13 protein-coding genes are annotated in these 12,266 nt (G+C 54.6%); 2 read left to right on the top strand and 11 right to left on the bottom strand.

The genetic code is table 11. From position 1 onward, the window contains the following. Positions 1–2 precede the first annotated feature (2 nt). From TURPA_RS05800 to TURPA_RS05750, 11 genes are all read right to left on the bottom strand, one after another. Positions 3–398 (bottom strand): hypothetical protein, encoded by a 396-nt coding sequence (locus TURPA_RS05800; protein WP_041948335.1) that lies wholly within the window; start codon positions 396–398, stop codon positions 3–5. Further along, a complete protein-coding gene (locus TURPA_RS05795; RefSeq protein ID WP_014802357.1) occupies positions 395–712 on the bottom strand; it encodes a hypothetical protein in 318 nt (105 codons plus the stop codon). Before TURPA_RS05795 ends, TURPA_RS05800 begins: the two co-directional genes overlap by 4 nt. Continuing rightward, positions 712–1,782, bottom strand: a complete 1,071-nt coding sequence (locus TURPA_RS05790; protein ID WP_014802356.1) for a D-alanine--D-alanine ligase family protein — start codon at positions 1,780–1,782, stop codon at positions 712–714. The genes TURPA_RS05795 and TURPA_RS05790 overlap by 1 nt, the downstream gene beginning before the upstream one ends. A gap of 62 nt (positions 1,783–1,844) precedes the next feature. Beyond that, complete coding sequence (locus TURPA_RS05785) at positions 1,845–2,171, bottom strand: STAS domain-containing protein (RefSeq protein ID WP_014802355.1); 327 nt, start codon at positions 2,169–2,171, stop codon at positions 1,845–1,847. Between the two features lie 17 nt (positions 2,172–2,188). Continuing rightward, positions 2,189–2,608, bottom strand: coding sequence for a MaoC/PaaZ C-terminal domain-containing protein (locus TURPA_RS05780; protein WP_014802354.1), 420 nt, complete (start codon positions 2,606–2,608; stop codon positions 2,189–2,191). Between the two features lies 1 nt (position 2,609). Continuing rightward, a complete protein-coding gene (locus TURPA_RS05775) occupies positions 2,610–3,062 on the bottom strand; it encodes an FAS1-like dehydratase domain-containing protein (protein WP_014802353.1) in 453 nt (150 codons plus the stop codon). 348 nt (positions 3,063–3,410) lie between these two features. Next, positions 3,411–4,232, bottom strand: coding sequence for a GGDEF domain-containing protein (locus TURPA_RS05770; RefSeq protein ID WP_014802352.1), 822 nt, complete (start codon positions 4,230–4,232; stop codon positions 3,411–3,413). A 59-nt stretch (positions 4,233–4,291) separates the two neighbouring features. After that, positions 4,292–5,425 (bottom strand): diguanylate cyclase, encoded by a 1,134-nt coding sequence (locus tag TURPA_RS05765; protein ID WP_245536811.1) that lies wholly within the window; start codon positions 5,423–5,425, stop codon positions 4,292–4,294. Positions 5,426–5,477: 52 nt separating this feature from the next. Next, positions 5,478–6,395, bottom strand: coding sequence for an alpha/beta hydrolase (locus TURPA_RS05760; RefSeq protein ID WP_014802350.1), 918 nt, complete (start codon positions 6,393–6,395; stop codon positions 5,478–5,480). 312 nt (positions 6,396–6,707) lie between these two features. Further along, complete coding sequence (locus TURPA_RS05755) at positions 6,708–7,901, bottom strand: M48 family metallopeptidase (protein ID WP_014802349.1); 1,194 nt, start codon at positions 7,899–7,901, stop codon at positions 6,708–6,710. Further along, positions 7,898–8,842: a YjgN family protein gene (locus TURPA_RS05750; protein WP_014802348.1), complete on the bottom strand. Its 945-nt coding sequence runs from the start codon at positions 8,840–8,842 to the stop codon at positions 7,898–7,900. Before TURPA_RS05750 ends, TURPA_RS05755 begins: the two co-directional genes overlap by 4 nt. Before the next feature lie 219 nt (positions 8,843–9,061). Here TURPA_RS05750 and TURPA_RS05745 point away from each other — a divergent pair, with 219 nt between their 5' ends. Next, entirely contained in the window at positions 9,062–10,822 is a 1,761-nt protein-coding gene (locus tag TURPA_RS05745) for an FAD-binding oxidoreductase (protein ID WP_014802347.1), read from the top strand. Beyond that, positions 10,822–12,243 (top strand): 4Fe-4S binding protein, encoded by a 1,422-nt coding sequence (locus tag TURPA_RS05740; protein ID WP_014802346.1) that lies wholly within the window; start codon positions 10,822–10,824, stop codon positions 12,241–12,243. Before TURPA_RS05745 ends, TURPA_RS05740 begins: the two co-directional genes overlap by 1 nt. Positions 12,244–12,266: the final 23 nt, after the last annotated feature.

Below are 12,266 nucleotides of genomic sequence, written 5' to 3'. Positions count from 1 at the left end.
GGTTAATCCTTCTTAACCTGTGCTGGAATATCGGCATCAGAGACGATTGCATCGGTAAGTTCAATTTCGACGACGTCGATATATTCGACCGGCCCTTCGTCGATCTGTGCGCTCGTCGCGCCCGTAGCCGTCGCACCGCCTGCGGTGATGGCCGCCGGTGCTTTGTGGCTGAGCGCACGAAAATCGGGCGATGACAGAATTTCGTTCAATACCTCGCCCGACTTTTCGAGCGTCTTCACCAGCTCGCGCTCACGCTTCAGGTCGGTCTGCAACAGGTCAATCGTCTGCTGCATGCTACGTTTAACTTTCTCAACGTCGTCGCGTGTGACCACTTCATCGCTCAGCACGCGCAAAAACGGGCGCGGCAGTGGAATGTCAGGTATGCGCAATTCGCTCATAAAGTTACCAAGATAGCATCCATGCGCTCCGATGACCACGGACGTCCTGTCCTTCGGTCAACAAAAAAGCCCCTTCTTACTATTCTGAGTTTGCCTCTGTCTTCTGACACCTTGCCCGCGAAGTCGAGATAAACACGGCGGTGCTCTGGGGCTGACACGAATCTTCTGCGCCCGTCGGTTCGGCGCGCCTCTTTGTCGCGAAAGTATCGCCATGTTTCGAGCGGTGCTGTATCGGCGACATCGAGAAATAGTTCGAGGTGGTTGCGCAGGTCGCGCTGGGCAAAGTAATGATAAGAGAGAGTAAACCGGCGCATCAGGCACGGCTGGCTGCACGCAGGCGTTTCAGCCGATCGCAGCGGGCTTTACCCCATTCGATTATCTTGCGTGTGATTGCCGGGCCGTCAACACCCGCCGCTTTAAAAAGTTGCGGAAACATACTGATCGGGGTAAAGCCGGGCAGCGTGTTGATCTCATTGAGAAAGAGTTTGCCGGTCTCTTTGTGCAGAAAGAAATCGATGCGCGCAAAACCGTCACCACGCACCGCTGCGTACGCACCCTTTGCCAATCGCTGAATTTCTTCGCGCAGCGCAGGTTCTATCGGCGCTTCGAGAAAAAGGTCTGCGCCATTCGGGTCAATATATTTCGCCTCGTATGAATAGAATTCATGATTTACCTTGATCTCGCCTACCCCCGAGATCAGGTAGTCGGGAAAATTGCCCGCAATCGCAATTTCAAGCTCGCGCACAGGTAAACCCTGTTCGCACAGCAAATGGTCGTCAAAACGCGCTGCATCCGCAATCGCTTTGGCGAGTGCTTCTCGGCCAGAGACTTTGTGAACACCGACCGAGCTGCCCATGTTGCACGGCTTGATGAATACCGGGTAACCAATTGAGGATTCAATTCTCGCATGAATCTTTTCGCTTTCGGCAGACTCGGCGTCTGCGATCACGAAATATTCGACCTGCGGAATCTTGTTGACTGCAAAGAGCGCACGCATCAGCGCTTTATCCATACAGACCGCAGATGTCGCGACACCCGAGCCTGCATAGGGTAGGCCGAGAACTTCGAAGAAGCCCTGCAGTGCGCCGTCTTCGCCCGCCGTGCCATGCACTATCGGGAAAGCAAAGTCGATGCCGACTTCTTCTTCAGCCGATCGCAGAACAACCCGGCCGTCTTTCTGCAAGAGCGAGCTGGGGTTGTGCCGGTTATCCGACGCAATTTTGGCAACGCGCGGCTGGCGATGCCATTCGCCTTTGCGCGAAATGTAGATGGGTATCGTGGTGTAGCCCGCTGCCGTGATCGTCTCTTCGAGGTATGCGGCTGAGACGCACGACACATCGTGTTCGCCCGATTCACCGCCATAGATTAAGGCAACAGTTTTCATGAAATCACCCAAAGTGTATAATCTCTTAAAGAGCCCCTGTGCGAATGCACAGAGGGTATTGGTTACGGAAGCGCCGCTTCAGATTCGTAGATCTTAAAGAACTGGTCGAGAGTTGCGAGCTTAAGAATATTCAGAACGTCTTCGGTGAGGGCGAGCAAACCGAATTTGCCGCCCTGAGTTTTCATTTTCTTTTGTGCGGCAACTAGGGCGCCGACTCCAGACGAGTCGATGTAGTTGACGCTTGCCATGTCGATGATGAGCGACTCGACTTCACCTTCGTCAATCAGTTCAAAGACTGCACGCTTAAGGTCTCCGACATTGTAGAGGTCAACGTCGCCCATCACCCGAACCACTTTGTGGCTGCCTACATCTGCAAATGCTATATCCATGGTTGTTTAGACGTACCTTATTCTGCTTTTACGGTCAAATCACCGCTGACTTTTACTTCGCCTTTATCATTGGCAGCTGAAAGCGACACCATCAGCAGCTTTTCACCGTTTTCTTCTTTCTTCTTCTTGATTTTGCCGGTGAATACCATTGTTTCACCGGGCAGGCTCATGCCCTTGAATTTGACGCCAAAAAACTTCACCTGTGTAGGGGGTGCCCAGTTGGTCACCTGCCGGCCCATGAGCGCCATAATATACATACCGTGCGCAATTGTACCCGGCAGGCCTGCCGATTTGGCAAACTCAACGTCGTTGTGAATGGGGTTAAAGTCACCCGATGCGCCAGCGTAACGCACGAGATCCATCTGTTTGATGGGGCCGACGCGCAGCTCGGGAATATCCTGACCTTCGGTCCAGGCTGAGAATTGGATTTTAGTCATATTACATACCCTCCGGGCGGATCACAATCGCCATCTCGGCTTCGATGAAAACTTTGCCTTTGCCGTCGCTGTACGTGTTCTTGAAGGTCACCATGTTCATTTTACCGACCTTCACGTCGATCACTTCAACCTGGCAGCTGACCGTTGTACCCGGATAAATAGGCTCAAGGTAGGTGTACTCTTCTTTCATGTGCAGAAGGCGCTTTGTGTCGATGCCGAACGAGTCAAGATCGCTCCAGAATTTGTCGCCATAGCCCCAAAAGGTGAAGGCCGTCTGAAAGGTGAGTGGCACCGGAGTGTCAGTGTAACCAGCAGCTTTCGCCGCGTTCACGTCGTGATAAATTGCGTTGGTTTCGCCGATCGCCTGCAGAAACTCTTTCACCTTACCGCGTTCAACGGTAAATGTGAAGGGCTCCATCTTGCGGCCAACGATGTCTTTGCTGAGTTCAGCCATACGCTCAAGTCGCAATTGAAAATCGGGCGTCAAGTCAAAGGCATGGATGCCTCCGAGTCCGCGACTGCCACGGATGGCTTCTTTGTCGTGGACTAAAAGGCATGGATGCCTGTAAGTCCGCGACTGCCACGGATGGCTTCTTTGTCGTGGACTAAAAGGCATGGATGCCTGTAAGTCCGCGACTGCCACGGATGGCATCTTGGTCGTGGACTAAAAGGCATGGATGCCTGTAAGTCCGCGACTGCCACGGATGGCATCTAGGTCGTGGACTAAAAGGCATGGATGCCTGTAAGTCCGCGACTGCCACGGATGGCATCTAGGTCGCGGACATAAGGCATGGAAAGCGCCTTAAGGTCTTGGTTCGTGGCGCAGAGCGTCTTTGCCCGATTTTTTGACCGCGTACATGAGGCTATCCACATCTTGCAGCAGCCGATCGGCGAGGCGGCCGAGTTCTGTATATGTAATTGCTCCTACGCTGAGTGAAACCGGCCAGTTGTGTGCTGCGAATTCTGCGTGAACTGCAGATCTTAATCTGGTCAGCAGAGTATTCGCCTCATCAAAAGTGTAGCCGGGCAAAATGAGCACAAATTCGTCGCCGCCCATGCGGCCGAAAGTATCTTTCTCGCCCATAAGCGCCATGGTACAATTCGCGAGAGTCTGCAGAACCAGGTCACCTTCGGCATGGCCTTTCGTGTCGTTCACAGCCTTGAAATTATCGAGATCGATATACGCGAGTGTCAGCGGTTTATTTTGGGCAGCCGCATGGTCGTGGTCGCGGCGTATCTGTTCGATCAGATAACGCGAATTTCTTGCATTCGTGAGACTATCGGTATAAGCCTGCTGCTGCGATTTTTTAAGAAGCAGACTGTAGCGCGATAAAAAGTATGAATGCAGAACGAAATAACCGTAACGCATCAAGGCGTTCCAAAGCGGCATCAGCGGGTTTGAATAGGTGTGCCCGGTACCCAGATCATTGAAGTACCATGAAAGACTGCTCAAAACAGATACAGTTAAGCCGGCCGCGAACCCGAGGCGATAAACGGCAAACGAAATGGGAATCAAATAAAAAATCGAAAGGCCAATTTCATACGTTACCTGATTATCGATCGCGCTGATGGCGACCCAGAGTGCCAGGGCCAGCAGAACATCTGTGGTTCTCTTCGCTCTCATGCGGCAGTCAATCGAACTCTGCGAACAGATTGATTTATCTTGATATTTATGTAAGCGAGCTAGGCTTTCACTTCTACCCGGTTTCGACCGCCATGCTTCGCTGCGTAGAGCGCCTGGTCTGCACGCTCGATCAGATGCTTGTTTTCGCTGTCGGTTTCGGGGTTGAACATCGCCACACCGACTGACACTGTCACTTTGAGGGTCTTTTCACCTTTGTTCGAAGGGTTTTTCACCGACAGCTTCTCAATCTTCTCGCGGTATTTTTCTGCAATGGCACGCGCAGATTCTATGTTTCTTGCCGGAGCAATCAGTGCAAACTCTTCGCCGCCGTAGCGCGCCGCGACATCTTTGCCTTTGGCGGTGTTAATGAGAACTTTCGCGACCTCCTTCAAAACCAGGTCGCCGATCTGGTGGCCATACGTGTCGTTGAACTTCTTGAAATGGTCGATGTCGGTCAGCAGCAGGCACACCGGCTCACCGGTATCGCGCGAGTTTTCAATTTCTTCGCGCAGGCGAGTTTGAAAAAAATGGTGAATCTTGAGCTTCGTCATCATGTCGACCGTTGCCAGTTCGTAGAGTCGCGCATTTTCGACCGCAATCGCCGCCAGCGACGCTAAATCAGACAAGAAAGCTTTTTCTTCAGCAAGGTAGGTTTCGCCGTCAGACTTTGGACCCATGACGAGAATACCGTTGATTCGGCCTTTTGCTTTCAGAGGCACCAGCAGCAGCTCGGCGTTCAGCTTTGAAAACTGCGTAATGGCGGCCGTGTAGCTCACCTGCGCAAGGCTCGAATGCTCTGTGGCGGCGGCGATATTCTTGATCTCAGAGAGCGTGAGCAGCGTCGGGTATTCAGACAGCAGTTTGACGATGTCACTCTTGTAGGGTATGGCAAACGCCGATGGGTCGGCGACTTCAAAGCCGACAAAGTTTTCATCGAGCACCAGCCCATGGTGATCGATCTCGGGTACGAGGTAAATGCCGGCCTGCAGGCAGCGGCTTTGGGCGATGCTGATATTCAGAATCGAATCGATCAGCGAACGCAGGTCGAGGTTTGAGTTGAGTGCCTTAGAAAGCTCAATCAGCTGCTTCTGGCTATGAATCTTGCGCTCATAATGCTCGATAAATGTATCGGGCTGTGTGAGTGCCGAATGTTCCTGCACCGGACACGCAACCCAAACAACCAGTAACGGCACAAGCAAAATTCAGACAGGGTATGATGTCTTAGTCGCCTGCGCTAGCAGGCGACTAAGACCTTGAAAAGTGGCGGCGCACAAAATCTCCCATCTTGACGATTGCTTCATTGCTCTGCGGCAGAAAGCGCCAGGCAAACTCGAATACGTGAAAGAGGCCCGGCCAGACATCGAGCTCAACTGCCACACCCGCTGCACGCAGCGCGGCTGCCAGCATCACAGAATCGTCACGCAAGACTTCGTCACCGGCTGCCTGTAACATGACGGGGGGTAATCCCCGCAGGTCGCCGAAAAGAGGTGAAGCATAGGCATGCTTTGGGTCACCACCGGCGAGGTACTTAGCAATAAAGCCCCGAATGTCTTCGGGTTGTAGCATCACATCGGTCGGCGGGTTATCGCGCATACTGACACCCGAGAGCGTCATATCAACCCAGGGCGAAAGGCCAATCGCGAGCCCTGGAAGTGGCAGACCCTTGTCGCGCGCGGCCAGCATCAGCGCGAACGTGATACCTCCGCCGGCTGAATCACCGGCGAGAATAATGTTCTTTGGGTCGTAGCCCAGCTTCAGCACGTGCTCATAAACGGTGAGTGCGTCGTCGATCGCCGCCGGAAACGGATGCTCCGGTGCGAGCCGGTAATTATAGACGATTGCCTGCGCCGAAAATTCAACCGCAAGTCTCGACGCGAGACTGCGGTGGCTCTTGTGCGAAAACATCACATAGCCACCACCATGGCTATAAAGAAGAATTCTGCCCGGTGTTGCATTTTTCGGCGTCCAGAAATCGTAATCGATGCCGTCGATGCTGCCCATGGCCAGGTCGCAGCCCGGCGCAGGGGGCGAAATGATTCCGATCTGGTCGATTACCTTGCGCAAGAGCGGCGCGGGCAGGCTTTCATTGAACGCAAACCTCGTCGCCGCACCGACGAGCTGCTTGGTCAGGCGCGTGGATAAATCTTCGGTTTCGGTCTGCATACCACGCGCATCTTCATCTGAAAACAAAGCGTCGAGTGCAAAGTATGCGCTGGCGTTCGCGCAAAGCGCGGATCAAGCAGGTGTGGCACGGTGTTTGCTGAGTAGAAGGCAGAACGGTGCTCCGGCACCTTCATGTTGTCTCACTGAAACATTTCCCCCTGGGGAGTGTCAAAAAAGTTGCGAACCGCGCTGCGCAGGCGCGGCGTTCTGGCGGAAACCCGCCTGAATAGGCCGATTCGCGTGTATTTGCCGCAGGCAAATGCAGCGTTTTCGCCTGGACAGCGACTTTTTTGACACTCCCCGGGGGATTTTTTATTCGTCGCGATCTTCGTCGTCGACGTCTTTTGCGGTCTCTTTCTCGGGTGGTATGCACGCGGCTGAAAGCTGGGGCTTACTTCTCAGCCAAACCTTAATCGATTCGGGCAGGTTGGCGTTTGCCTTTCTGAATTTTGCCGCGTGTTTCTTTTCGTAGCGTTCAAAGAACTGAATTCTATCCTGGTCTTGAGGGTGGGTCAGAATAAAGTCGGGCACCTTCGACATCTGTGCCTTGTGTTCTTTGTTGATGCGCTCAAAGAAGCCGCGAATGCCCTTGCTCGAAATGCCGGCGGCTGCCAGCTTTTCGGCGGCGTACGCATCGGCGTCACGCTCGTGGTCGCGCGAGTTCTTCAGCAAAAAGAGAATCGCACCTGCATCGGCAGCCATCGCGAGCGTTGTGGTCTCATCGGCCATGCCGAAGGCTAAGGCGAGAATAACCCTTAGGGTCATATACTGGCTGAGCTGCTGCATGCCGTGGCGGCGTTCGACGTGGCCGACCTCGTGTGCGAGAATGCCAACCAACTCTGCATTCGTCTGCGCTTTTTTTATGGTTTGCGAGAAGAAGGTAATCTTGCCGCCCGGCAGCGCAAAGGCGTTTTCAACCGGAGTCTTCAGAATCTGAATTTCAAATTCGTGCGGCGTGTCTTTTTCAGTCAGGTAAGGGAGAACCCGTTTGAAGTCGGCGATCGTCTGTTTTGATTCGCAGATCTCGCCGAATTCTTTGAGGCCCGGTGCTGCCTGGTCGCCGACTTTTTTGTCCCACGAAACGGGTATTAGTTTGAAGCTGTGCTCCATGAAATACCAGGTCGCGAGACCTGTGGCGAAAACTGCGGCGACGAGTGCGAGAGCGACCTTGCCGAGTGACTCAGACCAAACCAAGGTCGCATAGCGCCAAAACACGTTTTTGTGCGCGAGAAAGCGGTCGCGTATCAGTCGCGTAAACGCCAGATCGGTGACAATGAGCATCGCGCTCGTGTGGTTGGTCTTGGGCCGCCACTCGATGATCTGTTCGCCCCCGCGTGAGCGTATGTCTATCGATTGGTTCTTATCGATAGAGCAGACGAAGCGCTCACCGGTTTCGGCCGCTTCATAAAAATGCAGTTCGCGGTGCGCTTCGTCGTAGACCAGGCGCCCGGTGCGCGGCCGCGGGTCTAACCCGTCGAGGTAGCGGGCGCTGGTCTGGTGTATCACGTTAAGAAATCCGCTATGTTGTCGAGCAGAGACGCAGCGTCGGCGATGCCCTCGGCGAGAGCATTGGCGCCTGAATCGAATTGTGCCTGCATCGCCGTGTAGTCAGGTTCAGCCGTCAGCTGCATGCCCTGAATCATGACCTTTTGCAAGCGAATGATCCACCATGGTATGAAGATGCCGAGGGTCAGAAAGGTGAATATCTGCCCGAGCAAATTGGCGACAAAAATTTCGGCGCCGTCGATAACACCTTTCATGTGGTTGCCCTGAAAGATCGTGTGGTTCGTGTGGTAGTTGGCAACTTCGGCTTTGAACCAGCTCACGTAGATACCGAAGGTGACGATGGTCAAAAGAATGCCTTTGACGTACAGGCCGAAGATTGCTCCGCCTGTGCCGTCGTAGTCGAGCGACGAGGTGCCGATGGTTGTGTGGCGGTAGAGAAATTTGCGCACGTCTGCGGCGAGCCATGCGCCATAGATGCCAAAGGTGATGATCGTTAGTAATCCACCTTTGAGCGTAATCGCAGCCAGGTTGCCGGCCTTGCCTGTGAAGCGAAAGCGAATCTGGTTGAACGAGGTGCGCGAAAGGCGATAGCGAAACTGTGCGACGATGATTGCGGGCAACAGCAGCAAGAAGGCGAGCGGCAAGATGATGCCGAGGTAAGGTGAAATCTGCACGAGCAGCGTATTGACGCCGATGATCGCCGCGAAAATCAATGAGGCTTTGAGAAAAGCGATGAAGCGCTCTTTACCGGTCGCATGCCAGCCGAAACGGCCGCCGGCCACCGATGTGCTTTCGAAAAAATAGCGCTGCAGGTTCACGCGCCCCCAGAAGTTATATACCCCCAGGGTAATAAGAGTCAGAAATAGATTCTTGATGAGCAGAACGAAAAGTTCGCCACCTTTGCCGCTAAAAGAGAAACGTAAGTTGTTGTCGGGGTTCATATGTCTCCTATGCCGATGGCCTATTGCCCTAATTTGCTCGGCTTCGCAACCTTTTATTGTTTCACGGGTTACTGGCATAGCAACCCGGTGGCCTGCCGCGCAGCCCAGCGTTGGCAACTGTTCAGCTTTTCGCCATTGACACGATGTCCGGCAATCGTGCCTGCATGAGAGACGTAATCAATTGGGTTGCTGGTTCGCGACCCGAGACGAACCCGACGCATGGCAGAAGTGGCAGAACAGACAAAGATCGCTCTCGCGGCATTCTCGTGTTTCACATGGCAGTGCGACGTCGTTCAAGAAATCACGGCACACGAAGCCGAAGCTTTCTTCAACTCGCTCGAAAAAACTCAGGCAGCGGCAGAGGTTGAAGCGGCGCGCATCGGGCTGCACGACCACTATACCAAGAACTGGCGCGACTACCTGAAGCATGGCCCGGTGCCGGCGACCGAGCTCAGCCTCTTATCGCACCAGCTCGATGCGCCGGCGCGCGAATGGGTGAAATCGATTCTCGACGCCACCTTCGCGGCCGCGCCCACACGCAAACGCAAAGCAGTGCAAAAGATGCACAACCTGCTCATTGATCTTGTCCACGGCAATGATGGCGTTTTACCCGCGATTCAAAACCTGTACCGTGAGTCGCGGTTTTTTGCCGAGAGGCCAGCGGCCGAACCCGCGCCAGCAGACTCGGTGACTGCGCCTGCCGCGGCGCACATCGAATTGCCCAAGACCGAAAAGCCACCTGAGGTAACCCACACGCCCGTGGCTGAGGTTGTCGTTGGCCCTTCGGTATCGGCCGCGGCCCCGGCCCCGGCGGCAGAAACAGCCTTTTCGGTAATGAAACTCGTGCCGTTTTCTGAGCACGATGCCGTCAGCCCTGAAAAGCTGCAATTCTGGACAAAAGGTCCAAAGGCGATGCGCTGCATTGGCATCGTCGACCGCAGCCACGATTTCAAAAGCTTCCAGTTTATGGCCGAAGAGCCGACGCTGTTTTTCTACAAGCCCGGCCAGTTCGTGACTCTTGAGCTCAACATCGAAGGTAAGCGCGTCTTAAGGTCTTATACCATTTCGTCGAGCCCCTCGCGCCCTCATCTAATTGAAATTTCGGTGAAGCGTGTGAAGGGCGGGCTCGTATCGAACTACCTGCACGATCACCTGAACCTTGGTGACACCGTCACCATGAAACCGCCCGGCGGCAAATTTCACTGTTTCGACACCACTACCGACAAATATCTGTTTCTCGCCGCGGGCAGCGGTGTGACACCGATGCTGTCGATGGCGCGCTGGTGGCACGATACCGGTGTTTACCCCGATGTAATATTTTATCACGGCATACGCGAGCCTGAAGATGCAGTCTTCACCGAAGACATGATGATGTTCACCTCAGCCAACCGTAAGTTCAAATACGTGGCGGCTTTTACTTCGCCGCACCTGCCGCAAGAATGGCCGGGCATGAAGGGTCGCCTCAGTGAAGAGCATCTGAAGCAGATTGCACCTGATCTGCACGACCGCATGGTCTTTACCTGCGGCCCCGATTCATTCATGAAACATGCGAAGCTGCTGCTCGAAAGGCAGGGTTTTCCCATTAAAGAGCGGTTCAGGCAAGAAAGTTTCGGAGCTCCCCCTGCGGCGAAGGCCGCTGCTGCCGCGAAAGCCGCGCCCGCAGCTACTGGCACTGCGGCACCCGCAGTGCAACCACGCCCTGCCGAAACAGCCGCCGGGGCTACGGTTCACTTTTCGCTAGCCGGTCTCGAAATCTTCGGCGGTGATATGGATATTCCCATTCTCGACCTCGCCGAAGAGGTGGGCGTCGAGATACCTTCATCGTGCCGCGCCGGCACCTGCGGCACCTGTCGCGCAATGAAAATCAAGGGCGAGGTCGAATGCGACGAGACCTCGGGCCTTTCAGATGCCGACCGCGAAGCCGGCTTCATTCTCACCTGCGTGTCGCGCGCAAAAACCTACGTGGAGATCGAGGTCTGATGTTTGCGAAAGCCCCTGAACGCCGCATGGTCACCGTGCGCCTGATTCTGTTTATCGCTTGGATAGTGCTGATAGTTTCGCTCTTTTGGGATCCGGTGACGCCGGTACTGACGCAGCCCGACAGCGGCACGCCGTTTGCGCTGAGCAATAAAGAAGTCAGAGTGCAGGGTGTAGTGCTCGAGCAGAAGCCCTACGCGATGGGTGCGCGCATGTTCTGGACAATGATTCTGCCGTGCGTGCCGCTCTTTCTCATGGTTTTCGGCCACGAAGCGTGGCGGCGAATCTGCCCGCTGTCGTTGTCTTCGCGCATACCCTATTACCTGGGCCTGCAGTTCATGCGCAAGACGTTTAACCGCCAGACGGGCCGGGTCGAGCGCAAACCCATGACGATCTCGCAAGATTCATGGCTCGCGCGCTGGCACCTGCCCCTGCAGTTTGTCTTTCTGAGCAGCGGGGTAACGGCCCGCCTGCTGTTCATCAACTCTGATCGCGCGGTATTCGCCTTCTTCTTTATTGGAATCATCACTGCAGCAATTATTACCGGCCTCTTCTATGGCGGCAAGACCTGGTGCAACTACCTCTGCCCGATAGCGCCGATGCAGCGCATCTACACGATGCCGCGTGGCATTCTCGAAACGCCTGCGCATGCACCCAAACTGCCGGTCACGCAGTCGATGTGCCGCACACCCGGTAAAGATGGTGACCAGAGCGTCTGCGTCTCGTGCATCACAGCCTGCCCAGACGTCGACCTCGAGCGCAGCTACTGGGAAATCTATAAGCGCCCCGGCAGCCGTTTCACTTATTATGGCTATTTCGGTATGGTGCTGATGTTTTACGTCTATTATTATCTTTATAGCGGCGGTTGGGATTACTACTTCACCGGCGCCTGGACGCACGAAGAAAACGCTCAGCTGAACCAGCTCATGAATCCGGGGTTCTGGTTCAATGGTTATGCTGTGCCGATACCCAAGATTATCGCTGCACCGCTCGCCATGGGGCTCGCTGTTCTGGGGGCATATGCCCTGTGGTGCGGCATTGAAGCGATCTATCGCCGTGTTGCCCGCAAGCTCGACCCCTCGGTTTCAGACGACAAAGTTCGGCACCATATGTTTATGGTCTGTGCCTGGGTGACGATCAACACGTTTTACCTCTTCGCAGGCCGCCCGAATATCGCGCTCATGCCACCATGGCTGCAGACAACCGTTAACACGCTGATCGTCGTTGCAACGACGGTCTGGCTCATGAAAAATATCGGCCGCTCGCAAGAAGACCACACAGAAGAAACCCTGGCTTCGGCGCTTCGCTCGCGTCTGGCGCAATCTTATGACCGCCTCAAAGATCTTGTGCGTGGCAAGCGCATAGAAGATCTGAGCCCTGCAGAGATCAATATACTATCCAAGGTATCGAAGGGAGAATCCTGAAACGGCGCGCAGCGCCGTTTCAG

This window comes from Turneriella parva DSM 21527 (assembly GCF_000266885.1).
Classification (GTDB): domain Bacteria; phylum Spirochaetota; class Leptospiria; order Turneriellales; family Turneriellaceae; genus Turneriella; species Turneriella parva.
Note: the sequence above shows the minus strand (reverse complement) of the source record. Positions and strands in the feature narration are given on the sequence as shown.